The 16,004-nt window shown below is 49.3% G+C and carries 14 protein-coding genes and 1 tRNA gene; 2 read left to right on the forward strand and 13 right to left on the reverse strand.

Translation table 11 applies throughout. The features are described from left to right. Position 1: 1 nt before the first annotated feature. The 7 genes from purB to trpS all read right to left on the reverse strand — a co-directional run bounded on the left by purB (position 2) and on the right by trpS (position 10,505). Entirely contained in the window at positions 2 to 1,363 is a 1,362-nt protein-coding gene (gene purB, locus ACKFKH_RS20020; RefSeq protein WP_446860105.1) for an adenylosuccinate lyase, read from the reverse strand. Positions 1,364 to 1,449: 86 nt separating this feature from the next. Continuing rightward, on the reverse strand, positions 1,450 to 2,808 hold the full coding sequence (locus tag ACKFKH_RS20025) for a C1 family peptidase (protein WP_446860106.1): 1,359 nt from the start codon (positions 2,806 to 2,808) through the stop codon (positions 1,450 to 1,452). A 183-nt stretch (positions 2,809 to 2,991) separates the two neighbouring features. Continuing rightward, the gene (locus tag ACKFKH_RS20030) at positions 2,992 to 4,518 is read right to left on the reverse strand and encodes a YifB family Mg chelatase-like AAA ATPase (RefSeq protein WP_446860107.1); all 1,527 of its coding nucleotides are present in this window, start codon (positions 4,516 to 4,518) and stop codon (positions 2,992 to 2,994) included. A 271-nt stretch (positions 4,519 to 4,789) separates the two neighbouring features. Further along, a complete protein-coding gene (locus ACKFKH_RS20035) occupies positions 4,790 to 6,793 on the reverse strand; it encodes a tetratricopeptide repeat protein (RefSeq protein WP_446860108.1) in 2,004 nt (667 codons plus the stop codon). A 26-nt stretch (positions 6,794 to 6,819) separates the two neighbouring features. Further along, positions 6,820 to 8,121: an ATP-binding protein gene (locus ACKFKH_RS20040; protein ID WP_446860109.1), complete on the reverse strand. Its 1,302-nt coding sequence runs from the start codon at positions 8,119 to 8,121 to the stop codon at positions 6,820 to 6,822. A 277-nt stretch (positions 8,122 to 8,398) separates the two neighbouring features. Next, positions 8,399 to 9,337 (reverse strand): methylenetetrahydrofolate reductase, encoded by a 939-nt coding sequence (locus tag ACKFKH_RS20045; protein ID WP_446860110.1) that lies wholly within the window; start codon positions 9,335 to 9,337, stop codon positions 8,399 to 8,401. Between the two features lie 154 nt (positions 9,338 to 9,491). Next, the gene (gene trpS, locus ACKFKH_RS20050; RefSeq protein ID WP_446860111.1) at positions 9,492 to 10,505 is read right to left on the reverse strand and encodes a tryptophan--tRNA ligase; all 1,014 of its coding nucleotides are present in this window, start codon (positions 10,503 to 10,505) and stop codon (positions 9,492 to 9,494) included. Positions 10,506 to 10,759: 254 nt separating this feature from the next. Between trpS and ACKFKH_RS20055 the strand changes: the two genes are divergently transcribed. Both ACKFKH_RS20055 and ACKFKH_RS20060 read left to right on the forward strand, forming a co-directional pair. Next, positions 10,760 to 11,056, forward strand: a complete 297-nt coding sequence (locus ACKFKH_RS20055) for a hypothetical protein (RefSeq protein ID WP_446860112.1) — start codon at positions 10,760 to 10,762, stop codon at positions 11,054 to 11,056. A 148-nt stretch (positions 11,057 to 11,204) separates the two neighbouring features. Then, positions 11,205 to 12,149, forward strand: a complete 945-nt coding sequence (locus ACKFKH_RS20060; RefSeq protein ID WP_446860113.1) for an aldo/keto reductase — start codon at positions 11,205 to 11,207, stop codon at positions 12,147 to 12,149. Here ACKFKH_RS20060 and ACKFKH_RS20065 read toward each other — a convergent pair. The 6 genes from ACKFKH_RS20065 to ACKFKH_RS20090 form a co-directional block, all read right to left on the reverse strand. Continuing rightward, complete coding sequence (locus tag ACKFKH_RS20065; protein ID WP_446860114.1) at positions 12,146 to 12,310, reverse strand: hypothetical protein; 165 nt, start codon at positions 12,308 to 12,310, stop codon at positions 12,146 to 12,148. The two genes, ACKFKH_RS20060 and ACKFKH_RS20065, sit on opposite strands and share 4 nt — an antisense overlap. A gap of 176 nt (positions 12,311 to 12,486) precedes the next feature. Next, positions 12,487 to 13,656, reverse strand: a complete 1,170-nt coding sequence (locus ACKFKH_RS20070; RefSeq protein ID WP_446860115.1) for an aminotransferase class V-fold PLP-dependent enzyme — start codon at positions 13,654 to 13,656, stop codon at positions 12,487 to 12,489. A 30-nt stretch (positions 13,657 to 13,686) separates the two neighbouring features. Continuing rightward, positions 13,687 to 13,758, reverse strand: a tRNA-Asn gene (locus tag ACKFKH_RS20075). A gap of 66 nt (positions 13,759 to 13,824) precedes the next feature. Then, on the reverse strand, positions 13,825 to 14,379 hold the full coding sequence (locus ACKFKH_RS20080; protein WP_446860116.1) for an NYN domain-containing protein: 555 nt from the start codon (positions 14,377 to 14,379) through the stop codon (positions 13,825 to 13,827). A gap of 153 nt (positions 14,380 to 14,532) precedes the next feature. Then, positions 14,533 to 15,216 (reverse strand): ABC transporter ATP-binding protein, encoded by a 684-nt coding sequence (locus ACKFKH_RS20085; RefSeq protein ID WP_446860117.1) that lies wholly within the window; start codon positions 15,214 to 15,216, stop codon positions 14,533 to 14,535. A gap of 9 nt (positions 15,217 to 15,225) precedes the next feature. Continuing rightward, positions 15,226 to 15,492 (reverse strand): hypothetical protein, encoded by a 267-nt coding sequence (locus ACKFKH_RS20090; RefSeq protein WP_446860118.1) that lies wholly within the window; start codon positions 15,490 to 15,492, stop codon positions 15,226 to 15,228. Positions 15,493 to 16,004 lie beyond the last annotated feature (512 nt).

The raw sequence follows: 16,004 nt of genomic DNA on the forward strand, positions 1-16,004 counted from the left end.
TTCAGATGCCTAGTCTTTGGTAAACCTGGTCTAGATTTTTGAGATGGGCTTGTGGATTAAAGCAGTCTTGGATCTCAGTGCTCGAAAGCTTTTCGGCGACTTGAGTATTTTCGGTAATCAGCTTACGAAAGTCACCTTCGGGTTTGTTCCAGGCTTGGTGGGCGCAGGACTGCACGATCGCATACGCTTCTTCACGTCCCATCCCCTTAGCCACAAGCGCTAATAGAACTCGCTGGCTAAACACAACACCGCCGTAGAGGTTCATGTTGCGGCTCATATTTTCGGGGTAGACGAGCAGATTTTTCACCAAGTCGGTCGTCTCGACCAGCATAAAGTGAGTCAGAATGCAGGCATCGGGGAAGGCAACCCGTTCGACGGAACTGTGAGAAATGTCTCGTTCGTGCCAGAGCGCGACGTTTTCCAGAGCGGCAACAGCATATCCTCGAAGTAATCGAGCCATTCCGGTGAGGCGTTCTGATCGAATCGGGTTGCGCTTGTGGGGCATCGCTGAGGAGCCTTTTTGCCCTTTTGAGAAAAATTCTTCAACTTCGAGAACGTCGGTGCGCTGGAGGTTGCGAATTTCGACAGCGAAACGCTCGATCGACGCTCCCAACAAAGCCAGTCCATTCATAAAATCGGCGTGGCGATCGCGAGAAATCACCTGCGTCGAGGCGGCATCGGGTTCGAGTCCCAGGTTTTGGCAAGTGAGCGATTCGATTCTGGGGTCAATGTTGGCGTAGGTGCCGACGGCACCAGAAATTTGACCGACAGCAATGCTTTTTTTGAGGTTGCAGAGGCGATCACGATGGCGCAACATTTCGGCTAACCAGCCAGCGAGTTTGAAGCCGAAGGTGATGGGTTCTGCGTGGATGCCGTGCGATCGACCAATCATTACAGTGTTGCGATGTTGCTGCGCTTGGTAGCGAAGTGCTTGAATGAGTGCTTCTACCTGCGACATGATCAGGTCTAGACTGGCGACGAGTTGTAGCGCCAAAGCAGTATCTAACACGTCGGAACTGGTCATTCCCAGGTGAATGTAGCGTCCTGAGTCGCCGACATATTCGTTGACGTTGGTGAGAAAGGCAATCACGTCATGACGAACTTCGGCTTCGATTTCTAAAATTCTTTTGGGGTCAAAATCTGCTTTTGCTTTGATTTCCTCCACTGCCTCTGATGGGATGTATCCCAGTTCTGCTTGAGCTTCACAGACTGCGATTTCGACCTGCAACCAGGTTTTAAATTTATAAGCTTCCGTCCACAAATTGCCCATTTCGGGCAGGGTATAACGCTCTATCAAGGCGATCGCACAGAATTCAACCGTCACATTGTAGCGTCTAATCTGCACGATAAATGGCGATCGCATCAGGGAGTTGGGTAGATTGGGTTCGCGTCAGCCAGAATGCTTACTAAAACGAGGGTTAGCACTCTGGCTGCGATCGAGTGGGTTAACTATTCTTCGTCGGCTTCATACCCTTGATCTCCTCCGTCCTCCTCATATACTTCGTTCTCGCTGCTTTCTTCTTCGGATTCCTCTTCTAATTCCTCTTCTCCATCAGATTCTTCGTAGCTGTCTTCTAGTTCTTCAGATTCTTCGTCCTCGAATTCCTCATCGTCGCTGCTTTCCTCTTCGGATTCCTCGTAACTGTCTTCTAGTTCTTCAGATTCCTCCTCGTCAAAGTCTTCAGATTCTTCGTAGCCGTCTTCTGTTTCTTCAGAGTATTCAATTGATGACTCAAATGCTTCGTATTCTTCTTCCGTTTCGTATTCCTCTTCGTATTCTAGATAGTAGAGCGATTCGAGGTCGCTGTGTTCTTCAATTGAGACATATCCCTGCTCCGCAATGTAGACGAGTTGCTCGGTGTATTCGACTTCGTAGGTTTCATCAAACAGGCTGATTACTTCGGAGTTTTGGGCAGCTCCGGGGCGTTGAAATGCGGCAGCGATCGCTGCCTTTTTGCCACTAAACAATGAGCCAGACTTACCTCGAATTCCTTGACTAAAATCAACATCGCTGACCTGACGAACTGCCCAACAATCGCCGTTGTAATCAGCCTTGGTCATGTAGTCGTAGGGAATATAGCAGTAGCCGCGATCGCCCCACTCTTCTCCCCAAGAATTGCGAACAATAAAGACTTGATCATCGTCTGAGTAGCCTACACATAGCATTGCGTGACCACCGTCGTGACTTTCGTTGTCTGGGTCAGGCATGGGAACTAATCCATTTGAGCCAGCTTGTTGAAAAGAGGAAAACAGTTGTAGCCCAAAAGCGAAGGGGTAGCCTTTTGCTAGAGAACTCCGCATTGCTTGCAGATCAACCTCTACACGGTAGGCGTTTTCGATTCTAAGATTGGCGGCTTCCTGGTAAGCTTGATCGCTGGGTTGGTCATAGACCCGATCTAAATCAAATGACCAAGTGTTTTCTGAGCAAGCGCCATATTTTCGTAAGACTCGGACGCAACTGCGAAGATAAGTGCCTTCGTCTTGGCTGGTGTCACCATCTAACTCGCGAGCGTTGTAGTAGATGAAGAGGCGGCTAACATCATTGCTCTGACCCATGAGACGATTGGCTAGATATTCATATGCGCCTGCCATTGCGTTTGCAGTACAACTATTAGAGTCGCCTTGATTCTCGACAGGGGTCAGGTATTCCCGCAAGTCAACGTTAGAGGGAAGATTGCGATCGCGATCACTAAATTTTTTGTCTCTAGGATTTTGCCTATCAGGACGATAACCGCCTAATTTAATTACTTGTCCGGACGGATTTTTAACTACAGTTGCCCGACGAACATGGCGATAATCTTTTGGCATAAAAAGCTCCTGAGATAGCTGGCTGGATTGCCTTCTGCTGCCTATGCTTCCCGAAACCAGAGGGGGGATAACTGCAACTTTGCAAACAGCATAATCAGGAGATTTGCTTAATAGCCAAGTTCGATAATTAATCAACAATCAATTGGTATTTGCACTGTTTGTCGAAACTTTCTGGATATGAATTTAGGACATGCGATCGATGGTGCGATATTGAATGGCTTCGGCAACATGATGAGTTTGTAGATGCTCATCAGCCGACAGATCAGCGATCGTTCTAGCAACTTTGAGAATGCGATCGCTGGCTCTCACTGATAGCCCCAATCTACGAATTGCATTTTCGAGTAAACTACGGGTCGCGTCGTCGAGAATGCACCATTTTCTCAAGTGGATGCTTTGCATTTCGGCATTGCAGCGCAGCGGGGTGTTTTCAAATCGTTGATAGGCGCGGTTGCGGGCGAGTTGAACGCGCGATCGTACCGTTGCCGAATCTTCACCATTGGGCTGCTGGGTAATCTCTTCGGGCTTGAGGCGGTTGACTCCAACTTGTAAATCGATTCTGTCCATTAAGGGCCCCGAAAGCTTTGCCCAATATTGCTCCCTAGCTCTCGGCGAACAGGTGCAAGGCTGAATGGTGTCTGCATAATAGCCACAGGGACAGGGATTAGTGCTGGCAACGAGCGTAAATCGGGCAGGAAATAAAACAGACTGACGAGTGCGAGAAATCGTGACGTGCCCATCTTCCAAGGGTTGGCGCAGAAACTCTAGAACGTCTCGCTTAAATTCTGTTAGTTCGTCAAGAAATAAAATTCCCCTATGAGCTAGAGAGATTTCGCCAGGGCGCGGATAGCTGCCTCCTCCAACTAGCGAGGCTCCGGATGCAGAATGGTGCGGGCTACGAAAGGGACGAATAGCGACCAGTGCACCTTTTTCTTTGAGCAGTCCTGCGACCGAGTGAATTTGGGTGACTTCTAGTGCTTCTTCAAAGGAGAGGGGTGGCAAGATCGCGGGCAATCGTCGAGCCAGCATGGTTTTTCCACTTCCGGGCGGGCCGACAAAGACAACATTGTGACCGCCAGCGGCAGCAATTTCTAGCGCGCGACGGGCGTGGGATTGTCCTTTTACATCACGCAGATCGGGCGCGTCAATCTGCATTTGTTCTAGCTCTTTTTCGGCATCAATTTGGACAGGGAGATGAGCAGCAGGATTGCCCAAAAACTGACCAATTTCTGAGAGATGTTTGAATCCGTAAACGTTGAGTCCCTTGACGACAGCGGCTTCGCGAACGTTATCAGACGGGACGACTAAACCAGAAAATCCAAGTTGTTTGGCGGCGGCAGCGATCGCCAACACACCCGCAACAGGTCTCAACGATCCATCTAATGAAACTTCGCCCAAAAACAGATGAGTCTCCATAAGTTCAGCACTAACTTGCTCTGAGGCGGCGAGAATTCCTACGCTGATCGGTAAGTCGAAGCTCGGCCCTTCTTTGCGGAGGTCGGCGGGCGTAAGGTTGATTACAATTTTTCGCATCGGGAATGTGTAACCCGCATTTTTGAGCGCTGTTTTGACACGTTCTTTTGACTCTTGAACGGCGGTATCGGGCAGTCCGACGACGACAATTCCTGGCAATCCGCCTGCAACGTCTACCTCAACGCCCACTTTGACGGCATCAATTCCAATAAGTGAAGCACTCCAAATTCTTGCCAGCATGATCTATTCCCCGACGGATGCTTGGGTAGAGTGCCCATTTTGCAGGAAGCAATGATCGACGATCGTCGAATCTGATTAGCAGCAACAAAATCAGTTCGATCCAGGTTTTTCGCTTTGTTTAGCAAGTCTTCTGCTCTAGAAGCCTAATTTCTGGGCTGCTGGCGATCGCGACTTTCAGAAAGCTTTAGCGCCAGAATTGAGCCTTCAAGCGATTCTCTCTACAGAAATGCCTACTTTACCGACCACCTTGATCGGTTTACTTGAGCCTTCTCTAGTCATCTACATCCTTTTTCTCGATCGCCGTGTCCACCACTTCTTCGACAAATCGACTGACCGCAGATGCTAGAGAAGGAGGCAACCGCTTGAGAAACCACTGCTTGACATAGGCCAATGTTGCCAAGTTGAGCTTTTTGGTTGTGAAGAGTTCACCCACTTCAGAAAGTCGTTCTAGCGCTTGATCCTTGACTTCACGAGGAGCTTCACCGCTCACCTGATCCCACAACTGACGAAATTCTTGCTGAAGTTTAACGAGATCGTCTTCCTCAGACGTTGGCTCCTTGGATGACAAATGTTTGCCGTTGCCATTCGTTCCTACATTAAACGAAATGGGAGTCAAGTATTCACTGTACTGTTGCTCTTTGTGTACTTTTTCTAACAACTCTTCAATCTCTTCGTTGTCGGGATCGATCTCCAAAGCTTTCTCCAGAACATCGATCGCGTCTTCTAGATGACCTTCTTCTCGGAGTTCTTCGCCATAATTGTGTAGCGCGAGTAAATAGCCGTCCTTAGCGCGAATCGGATCGACTTGATAAGCGCGATCGTAATGCTTCAACGCTTGAGAAAATTGCCGCAACTCGGTCAAGCTTTCGGCCAACTCAAACAGCGCTCCAAAATGATTGGGATTGAGATTCAAAACGCGGCTCAGTCCTGACAATACATTCACCGTTGTGGCAGTTTGGCGTAGGGCTTTGACGGTTTCATAAAGATGGTGCGCTTCAGCGTTGAGATGCTCTAGCTGCCAGATTTCTCGCCGGATTGAGTGCTTTCTGACCAGCCAGCGTCGCACCAATTCGATCGTCACCCGATAGGCGGCCATCCGAGGCGGAATGCTGGTACCACTACGGCTTGTTCTCATGGGCACAGGCTGCAAAAACTTCCATTCAAACAAATTAAGCTCGGCCTGGCGCAGCGTCTCGGTTAGCATCACGCCACAATCGACCAGCAGTTCCAGCGGTTCGGCTTCGGTAAACTGGAGTGCTAAATATTCGTCTCGCAGTGTGGCTGCTTCCCCGATTTTGGCCAGCTTTAGTTCTGGAATCTCTGCGGCTGCCGAAAAAACAACTCGCTCTGGTAAAGGCAACCCATCCCAAAACCAGGTGATCCCACCTTCACCCAGCTCGATCGCTCGGCCTCGCCCGGTGCCTTCTCCGTTATCGACCACCCGCTGCACATCTGCCCGTGTAATTTTCCAGCGATTTTCTTCTCGTGCTTGAGCAAATAGCGCAAAACAAATCAGTTGGGTGAAATAAGGATGCCCCGCAGAAAGTTCGAGAATGGCGGCGATCGTGTCGGGGGTGTATTCTAAAACGCCTCGTGCGGGTTGGGTAATGAGTTGTTCAGCACTGCGGTTGTCCAAAAAGCCAACTTCTTGGTTGGGTGCTTCGCGAAACAATCCCAGCAGCCTCGGTAACTCGTGCAGTTGCCGCCCGACCACGGGAATAATAAATAGCTCTTTGTGTTCGTAAACCGCAGCTTGTAAGTAAGGAAAAAGATGACCTGGAGCCGCCTCTGAGTCATAGTCAGCCAGCGCGTCAAACTCATCCAACAACAGCACCAAATTTTGAGTTTTGAGTGCTTTGCGAAGATCGGGGAGAAAGCGATCGGCGAATAATTTTGGTTTGTGCTTGAGAAGAGCGATCGAGGGTAACTCCACCTGACCCATCAGATCAAAGTGTTCTAGCGAATCTCTCGCCAACTCATGCAGCACTTCGGCCAACGGCTTTTGGCTATCTCCTTCTAGCGAAAGCGGAACAAACTCAAATCCCTCCAGGTCAACAAAATTGGGAATTTGCGCCAGCACAGAAGACTTGCCGATCCGCCGTTGACCGTGCAGCAAAATCACCTGGGCCCCCTGCACCAGATTGTCTGCAATGAACTGAAAGAGCGTGTCTCGCCCAAAAAACAGTTCTGACTCCGTGATCGGGCGACCAATGATGTACGGATTTCTCTGGTTAGACGAGAAACCTTCAAGATTTCTGCGATTGTGCGAGAACATATCAAGTTTTTGTCTATTGGGTTAGATTAACCCTGAATCAAGCCTTTGGGCAATGCTGCTGAGACTTTCCCAATCCATTCCAGCGTCGAGGGCACTTCTTCTTTGTGTTGCCATAGCCATTCGATCGCTTTTGTCACCGTTTCTGCTTGTTTATGGCTCATCAGGTTGAGAAACACCTTTTGACGATTTTGCAGCGATTCTTCGTTGCTATTTTCGATCTCCTTAATCACCCACCATTCCATCATCGACGATGCAAAGGCGTACCATTTTTTGCCTTCTTGTCTCCCCGAAACGATCGTGCCCTGCTCCTCTAGATCAGTCAGTTCTCGCTCTTTTTGACTAAAAACGAGATCCACATCTCCTAGATCGTAGCGCTTTTTGAGTAATCGACCCTTGAGGGCAGATAGCGCAATCAGCATCATCAAAGTTTGCTCAACCTCGCTGGCCAGCCGCCACATGTCTTGAAAATATTGCTCGGTTGCGCGTTCAAAATCTCTGGCAAACGCTTCGGCGCTGGGGACATGACCCGATCGCAGTTCTCGATAGAGCAAATGGCCTGCGTTTTGAAGCAAAGCTGGGTTACCATCAGCGATCTCTCGAATGCCATCGCGGAGGGCCGGAGTCATCGGCATTGAGCCAAGCAGGGCGGCGGCTTCCGTTTCGGTAAAGGGCTTGAGCGGCTGAAACAAATAGTGATTGTACCAGGGAGAACCGCCGGGTTTTAAAGCAGGCCCCAGTTCGTTAAGCCGTCGAATCGAGGTGACAACCATCGAGAGAAACTGTCGCTCTTTGGAGTGAGAAGCGAGATTTCGGCAGTCGCTCAAAAAGGTGGCAATGTCGGTGTCGGTGTAGCCGTCTTGGGGATGAAGTGCCGCGTCGTAGTCATCCACTAGCAGCACCAAAAATTTCTCATGTTTGCCCAGGGATCGCAGGATTGATCGCAGACTGTCTTTCGTGGTGGTTTCCTTGTCTAGCAGGGCACTAATTTCTGCCTGAAGGTCTGCTTCGCCGTCTAGCGCGTCTTTCATCAAGCTCAAAATTTCTCGCCAAAAGTTAGACCCATTAAATGGGTGAACGCTCAGACAACTCAGCAACACAATCACCGCAGCAGAAGGATTGTGTCCTCTCAGTTGCCACGCCAGGGGAGAGGCGAGCAGTTCTAACAGCGACGATTTGCCAATTCCCGGACTGCCCCAGATTGCCAGATTACTTTTGCTGAGAATTTGGTCAAAAGCCGTCTCGATTTCGGAAGTTCGCCCCGTAAAGAACGCAGGCGGAACAGGTTTACCGACAACAAAGGGGTTACGGGAAATAATCGTTTCAGACATTCGTTTCAGTCATTAGGAGGGGCGATCGTCGGTTTTGCTATGAATTCAATTCCTTCGCTTCGGTGTTCAACGCTTCTGCCCCTAACCCTTCAACTCTGGGAGACTTTAAGACAAGATTTTTGGTTCAAAATCTCTTACTGATAGGAAGTTTGGGGAGCAAGCCGCGTCTGCAACCGGAGCTAAAAACATGAATTCACGTTGCTCTGAAATTCTAGCGATTCGTGTTGATAAAACTTTGGATAGCTCGATCGTAGCCCTTCCCTTTCACATCAGCCACTTAGTTGAAAGATTTTGCTTCTACCGAAACTTTTGTCAGGGGAGCAATCCCCGCCAGGTCAAGGATCTGTGCGATCAAGTCTTCACGCTTGACGGCCATCATGTGAACGCCTTGACAGAGCTTCATCGCCAGTTGCACCTGTTCGGCAGCGATCATCACGCCTTCTTGAAGGGGATCAGCGGCCCGTTCTAAGCGATCGATAATATGATCCGGAATCTGCACCCCCGGCACACAGCGATTAATGAACTGAGCATTTTTGGCAGACTTGAGCAGAAAGATTCCCGCCAGAACTGGCTTTCCAGAAGGGGAACCGATTTGATCCATGAACTTCGCGAGTTTGTCAAAATCTGAAATTAGCTGACTTTGGAAGAACTGCGCCCCGGCTTCTAGCTTGCGATCGAAGCGACGCTGTAACCCTGACCAACTGCCACACTGAGGATCGACCGCCGCTCCTACAAACAGATCGGTTGCTTCGTCGGTCAACGGCTTTTCATTCAAGTCAAACCCCAAATTGAGCCGCCGAATCAGTTGCAACAGTCTGACCGACTCCAGTTCAAACACGGCTTTGGCATCGGGATGATCGCCCGCCTTCACCGGATCGCCCGTCAGCGCCAACACATTCCGAATCCCCAGCGCATGGGCCCCCATCAAGTCTGCTTGCAGACCGATACTATTGCGATCGCGACAGGCGACCTGCCAAATCGGTTCGATGTCATTTTGCAGCAGCAGAAACGACGAGACGAGCGAACACATCCGCATCACCGCCCGACTACCATCCGTAATATTGACCGCATGAACCCGCCCCCTGAGCGTCTGCGCCATCGCAATCATATGAGCCGGGTTACTGCCTTTAGGCGGAGCGACTTCTGCGGTGATCAGAAATTCTCCAGACAAAGCAGCCGTACGAAACGAGGAAATCGGAGCTTGAGTATCGAGCATGGGCAATGTGCAAGTTCAATGTGCGAGTTCAGGGTATTTGCTCTAGCCTATCGGTCATTTTGTCCAAAGTTAAAGGGACTCCACGAAGTTTTACGGCAGCTTAAAGAGAAGTGTTGAGTTTCAGAAGCCTTCACCCCGCCTCACGCCTCACGCCTCACTCTCCCGGCAACGCATATCCCAACGCTTGCTTGGCCTTTTTGAGGGTTTGATTGGCGATCGCCGACGCTTTTTCCCGTCCCTCGCGCAGCACCGATTCTAGATAACTTCTGTCCTCCATAATGGCGCTGTACTTTTCTTGAATGGGTTGAAGGGCAGCGATCGTCGTTTCGGTCAGCAATGGTTTAAATTGTCCCCAGCCCATGTCCTGACATTCTGCGGCGACGGCTTCTTGAGTCTGATTGGATAAAATCATGTACAACGTCAGCAAATTGTTGCACTCTGGACGCTCTGGATCGCCAAACACCAGTCCTTTAATCGGGTCAGTTTTGCACTTTTTGATCTTGTTGCGAAGCACATCAGGAGGGTCAAGCAGATTGATGCGACTCAGTTCTGACGGGTCAGATTTCGACATTTTTTTGGTGCCATCTGTCAAACTCATGACTCGTGCGCCCGCCGATCGAATCAACGGATCAGGACGCTTGAGAACAGGCTCCTTTGGAGTGGCAAATTTGTGATTGAAGCGATCGACCAGATCACGGGTCAGTTCTAAATGCTGCTTTTGGTCTTCTCCGACGGGCACTTTATCGGGTTCGTACAGCAAGATATCAGAAGCCATCAGCACCGGATAGGTCAGCAGTCCCGTCCCGACTTCTTGCCCTTGCTTCACCGCTTTTTCTTTGAACTGGATCATATCTTCCAGCCAGTTTAACGGTGTAATACAACTCAGCAACCAGGCAAACTCCGTATGAGCAGGCACCTGAGACTGAACAAAAATCGTGCTGTACTGCAAATCCAATCCACAGGCTAAATAGAGAGCCGCGATCGTATAAGTATCGGCCGCCAGCGTTTTGGGATCGTGGGGTACCGTAATCGCGTGCAGATCTGCTAGAAAGAAATAATTGTCATACTGACTCTGATCCTCTACCCAGTTGCGGATCGCACCCAAATAGTTTCCCAGATGGAGATAGCCCGTTGTTTGAATGCCAGAAAGAACTCGCTGCCTCGTCATACGCTTGAATAATAGGTCGGGTGAGATAGCCTAAAGCTACAATTAAAAAATGTAACAAATCCTCAGCAAGCTAAGGGCGATCGTTGAGCTTCGTCAAGAGAAATTCAGCAGGCTTGTAAACTTTGAACGGTTGCTCAGAAGCTCAACGGCCAAAAAGCCTGAAGGCAGAAAACTCCGAGGCTAACCGTTCAAAATTTCAGGATCGCCCCTGCCAATCGCGTCTGTTATCAGGAGAAGCTTCCAGTTCACTTATTATGCAACCACTTACCCAACATCAACTCGATCAGCTTCAAGTCTGTCTTCATCTCGCTCAAGATCCAACTCAGCACACTCAAGCTACAGAAGCCTTTTCATACTTACAGTCCACCGTGTCAGAAGACTCTCCCGCTAAAGCGTTACTCAATGCCCTATGGACGGAAGTTTTGACTGCCCGGCGATCGGCTGCTTTTTGGCAACAACTCAGCAATGTCGAAAAAGAAGTCTCCGAGCGGCTGGCCCAAAACCACGTTCAACTTCAGCAAAACTATTTACGTCTGGTTCGAGAACAGTAAGCGTTCCTTAAATTCATGTTTTCCCTTCTTAGAAGGGTTTGGGTGATCTCCACACTGAGCGCTCTAGGCAGTGATTTTCCCAGCCCTTCTTAAGGAGAACTCAATCAAGTCAGACATCCTGCCAAGTTCCCTGCATTTGTTTTTTGCCATGCGTTCTCCTTCAAAGTTGGGTCTGTCTGCTCTCACAGTCGGCTGTTGGCAATTAGACGATCGCAGTTGGAAGCCCATTCCCGAAGCCAGTCTCGAACGCGCGATCGACACTTACCTAGCGCGAGGCGTTCACTCGTTTGATACGGCTGACATTTATGGACGCAGTGAGCAGGTTTTGGGGCGATTGCTCAAAGGGCGAGACTGCACGGTGTTGACGAAGGCAGTTTTTTTTAGCGGCGTTCCTTCTGCCAACCAGATTCGCAGCAAGATCGAGAATTCTTTACGAAATTTGCAGCGCGATCGCCTTGATTATGTTCAGATTCACTGGCACGATCCGCAGCTTGATTTTGCGTCCACGTTTGCTCAATTTAACGATTTGATCGAGCAGGGCAAAATTACCAAACTAGGGGTGACCAACTTCAATACGTCCATGATAGAAAAGGCGATACAATACGCGCCGATCGACCTTCATCAGCTTCAATACAGCCTGATTGACCGCCGAGTCGAAAATGGAATGCAAGCGTTTTGTCTCAAACACCAGATCGAAATTTTGCCTTACGGCCCACTGGCAGGTGGCTTTTTGTCTGATAAATATCGAGGCGTTGCCGCTCCCCAAATGGCTCCTGACCACGCCCAATCTTTTTACTACAGCAGTATGATACACGCTCATGGAGGCTGGACTCCCGTCACTGCACTGTTAGAGACGATGGCTCAGGTCGCTCAAAAATACAAAAAGACGATCGCTCAAGTTGCCTTAAACTGGGTAAAACAGCAGCAGGGTGTACAGTCTGTGATCTCTGGGCTGACTCTCGATCGCCAACACATTCAACAAAATGTAGACGCTTTTACCGAGAACCTGGATGCTGAAGACCTGCAACTCTTATCAGAACGATCGTCTCATCTGTTTCAGCAAGATGGTGACATCTATTCTTACGAGCGCTAGTCCCGGCGAGATTCGACGCTTTTAGCGAGACACCGTTCTAATAGCTCGACTTGATAATGATGGTTAAATCGACGCGGATCTAAAACAAGCGGATAGGCAGATTGAAAGACGGGCTGAGTCAGATATTGCCAGAGCGGAAATTTGAGAGGATGAAGTGGCATGAGTTAAGCGTCCAGGTAGCGGTGTGCGGCACGTCGCAGTCGTGCAGTTCTAACTCGCTTAAGGTGCCCAACCCGCTCTTGTCAGGTTCTAGGAAGGATTGCGGAATCTGAACTAGCATTTGGCTACACGAAGTCTGTAATTCCCAGGAGAAGCGCTGTCACTTGAGAACCCGATGCTACAAAAGCGTAAGTAACGATCGCCCCAAATAGTCGTACTGATCCAACTGGTTGTAAATCTGGGCAGAAACGCGAACAAGTCGCCTGGGAACTGTGGGATAAGGTACGATCGGCACTTCGATGCCAAACTGTTCTAGCAGAGCATCCTGTAACGCTGTGTAGGAGCCATCCGGTAGCGGCAAGGTCGCTAGAGCACCCACCATTTCATCAGGACTGGGTGCAGAAACCTGCAAAATCTGACTGAGAATCTGTCTCGCTGCCAACGCTTTGGCTCGATTTTGCGCCATCAACTCAATCCAACCACCCGGCAAGAGCGAACCCATGAACCGAATCGCTTCTGGCACACTCAAATACGCAGTTGGATCGTCTGTTCCCGTCCAATCGAACTCTAACTGAAAGCGAGAACGATCGCGCCTCGGCGAATTTGCTCCATGACTAATCGTTAAGGGTCGAATCTGAAACTGTTTGTCTGGCTGAACATATAAAAAAGCAGCCCCTTTGGGCGCACAAAGCCACTTGTGACAGTTACCTGTGTAGTAGGTTGCTCCCAATTTTTTTAGATCAAGCTCTATCATTCCCGGCGCGTGCGCCCCATCGATTAGCGTGTCAATTCCCCGCTCTCTTAAGGCTTGGATCAGTTGAGCGATCGGAAACACCAACCCCGTCTGACTGGTGACATGATCCAGTAGCGCCAATCGAGTTTTGGGAGTGACCGCTTTGAGAATGGGTTCGATAATCTGATTTGAATGAGCGATGGGGTAAGGCACCTCAGCTACCACAACCGTGGCCCCACTCCGTTCTGCTACAAAATCTAGTGCGTTTCGACAGGCGTTGTATTCCTGGTTGGTCGTCAACAACTCATCCCCAAGCTCAAATCTCAGCGATCGCAGAACAGTATTAATTCCCGTCGTCGCATTAGAGACAAATACCAAACTATCTATCTCAGCTTTGAGAAATTCAGCCAACTCAATTCTGGCTTGATCAAGCAACTCCTCCAGATCTCGCCCAAAAAACTGTAAGGGCTGCCGCTCAATCCGCTCCCGTAAAGCCTGCTGAAACTCCAATACAGGCAAAGGACAAGCCCCAAATGAGCCATGATTGAGGAACGTGACCTGTGGATCAAGCGACCAATATTTTTGGCTGTCCGACTCGTGAGATTTGAAACGCAAAGCTTCATCCCTCATCCCTAACTTTCAAAACTCCCCAGGCTGGATTCGAACCAGCGACCAATCGATTAACAGTCGATCGCTCTACCACTGAGCTACTGAGGAACGTGCGCTCATTGCGAATCCTATATTACCGATAAACAAAACGATTTGGCAAGCCTTTTCTAAAATTCATTCTTCGAGCTTGCCGTGACGTAGATTTGCGAGGCGTTGTTGCGCGATCGGATCAAGTGAATTGAATAAAAAGCGACCAGAAGATTTTTTGCTGTCTTTTTGTTTGCGCTTAACTCGACGAGCAATATGATCGACCTCATTGGCAAGCTGTTGAGCCGACATCCACTCTGCTCCATAGCCGACAACCGTAAGCTGCTGGGCGCGATCAGAGGTCGCTACAATCAGCCTTTGCTTAAATTTGCGAATATCATGCCGAAAATCTGCACAGGTACGCTCAATATAGGTGTCCGCAGTTTGCCCCAAGTCTGTATAGTGAACGCACAAATGCTCAGTGATCACTTCACGATTGCTGGGACTATCGCGATATTGGGCATCAAACACCACCTGCGTGTCGAACCCCTGGAACGCACTGTAGCCCATTAGCGCTTCGACTAATTTGCGCCTGGCTTCTTCAAGTCCTTCACGATCGCGCACCTGTTTTAGATCATGCCAAGCTCCGACTATGTTATAGCCGTCCACTAACAACATGGCTTGGGGCGTGGAGCGTGGCATCGCTCAAAAAGGTAGGTTGACTTTAGTAGGTATTCCTCACTTCCTTAATAGTTGCACCTTTAAACAAAACTTGTACACAAAAGTTTGCACTTTAGGTTAGCGACAACTGACATAAACCCAGTCACGGCTTAACTTTTGCGACTTTAAATCAATTTACAATTCAGGGACTTCCATCTGCATCAATCGCTCTCTCAATCTCTGAGGGTCGCCCTTATCCACCACCTGTCCGTTCTCTAACAAAAACGCGCCATCGCAGTAGTTCAACTCTTCAAGACGATGGGTGACCCAAAGAGCTGTCATTCCTCTGCTGGCAACTAACTTTTGCACCTGAGCAACGAGGTCTAACTGACTATCCGGGTCAAGCAGCGCAGTCGGTTCATCTAAAAGGAGAACTTCGCAATGTCGGGCAATGGCTCCCGCGATCGCCACTCTCTGTTTTTGTCCCCCGCTCAAGGCATAAATCGGGCGACGCTGAAAGGCCATTAAATTTACCGCAGACAAAGCTTCCTCCACTCGCTGTCGGGTTTCCAATGTCGATAATTTTTCTGGCACCAGCCCAAATGCCACATCTGCGCCCACCGTCGGCATCACAAGCTGATGGTCGGGATTCTGAAACACAAAGCCTACAGGGGGTGATATTTGAACCTCCCCTGCTTCTGCTGTCAGTAACCCCGCCAACAACCTTAATAACGTTGATTTGCCGCTGCCATTCGTGCCTAACAGCATCCAAAACTCCCCTCTGGGAACCTCCAAAGAGCAAGATTGCAAAATTGCTCCGCCTTTGGGAAATCCAAAACAGAGATTGTGAACTTGAATGGCCAGCGTTGAATCAGTCATGCTGCAAAACTATTCCGCCATCGCAAAGAAACCAGGTGTTCTGCCCGAAGATGAAGCACTCGATTTCTCATAAACGGACACAGCCGCGATCGTGTCGCTAAGAACGGCGAGTTTCTTTTCGATCTGTCGATCGCAGGTCAGCTCCATTAATTTGCTGCCTCCCGATCGCATCGCTTCAACGATCTCTTGGTAGGTAGCGTCCGCTTCTTCGGCTGATTTGCGCTGCACTGAAAGGGGAATGGGCGTGTTTTTGAGAGTCAATTCAATGATGAACATAGTGTAAAGTTCGTTACGGAGAGCCAGACTCTAGTATCGCAAATCTGACGAGTAACGGCTTGACCAAAATTTTTTAATCAGAAATGCCCTTTGCCAGATTCACCGATAGCTCTCCAAATCTCTGCCAAACTCCAATGCAATACCTGAGCCGCCCAGAGTTGCCGCCTTTCGGAAGTCCAACCTGCGCGATCGAAACATTATTTTGTAGGGACTATGTAAACAAATATATACAAATTCTCATTTCAAACCGCAATCTAGCTAGAAATTTCTGAGACATGCCTCTATAATCAGTGACATAGTAAAGAAAAGTAAACTTTGTCTCCAGCGTTGCTCACTTTCTATGTAAGGCGCTAGATCTAAGACAAGGTGCTTTGCCACTGTACTTATCTAAACTTTTTTGGAGCTTTGCGCTATGACCATTGCAGTTGGACGCGCGCAACAACCGAGCAGAGGCATCTTTGATGCCCTGGACGACTGGTTGAAACGCGACCGCTTCGTCTTCATCGGCTGGT

It is taken from the genome of Phormidesmis sp. 146-20 (assembly GCF_052939475.1).

Coding starts and splice junctions, on each gene's coding strand:
- ACKFKH_RS20085 (WP_446860117.1), bottom strand. CDS start 15,216: ATGACTGATTCAACGCTGGCCATTCAAGTTCACAATCTCTGTTTTGGA.
- ACKFKH_RS20030 (WP_446860107.1), bottom strand. CDS start 4,518: ATGCTGGCAAGAATTTGGAGTGCTTCACTTATTGGAATTGATGCCGTC.
- ACKFKH_RS20065 (WP_446860114.1), bottom strand. CDS start 12,310: ATGCCACTTCATCCTCTCAAATTTCCGCTCTGGCAATATCTGACTCAG.
- ACKFKH_RS20080 (WP_446860116.1), bottom strand. CDS start 14,379: ATGCCACGCTCCACGCCCCAAGCCATGTTGTTAGTGGACGGCTATAAC.
- ACKFKH_RS20055 (WP_446860112.1), top strand. CDS start 10,760: ATGCAACCACTTACCCAACATCAACTCGATCAGCTTCAAGTCTGTCTT.
- ACKFKH_RS20025 (WP_446860106.1), bottom strand. CDS start 2,808: ATGCCAAAAGATTATCGCCATGTTCGTCGGGCAACTGTAGTTAAAAAT.
- ACKFKH_RS20060 (WP_446860113.1), top strand. CDS start 11,205: ATGCGTTCTCCTTCAAAGTTGGGTCTGTCTGCTCTCACAGTCGGCTGT.
- ACKFKH_RS20090 (WP_446860118.1), bottom strand. CDS start 15,492: ATGTTCATCATTGAATTGACTCTCAAAAACACGCCCATTCCCCTTTCA.
- ACKFKH_RS20045 (WP_446860110.1), bottom strand. CDS start 9,337: ATGCTCGATACTCAAGCTCCGATTTCCTCGTTTCGTACGGCTGCTTTG.
- ACKFKH_RS20040 (WP_446860109.1), bottom strand. CDS start 8,121: ATGTCTGAAACGATTATTTCCCGTAACCCCTTTGTTGTCGGTAAACCT.
- trpS (WP_446860111.1), bottom strand. CDS start 10,505: ATGACGAGGCAGCGAGTTCTTTCTGGCATTCAAACAACGGGCTATCTC.
- ACKFKH_RS20035 (WP_446860108.1), bottom strand. CDS start 6,793: ATGTTCTCGCACAATCGCAGAAATCTTGAAGGTTTCTCGTCTAACCAG.
- purB (WP_446860105.1), bottom strand. CDS start 1,363: ATGCGATCGCCATTTATCGTGCAGATTAGACGCTACAATGTGACGGTT.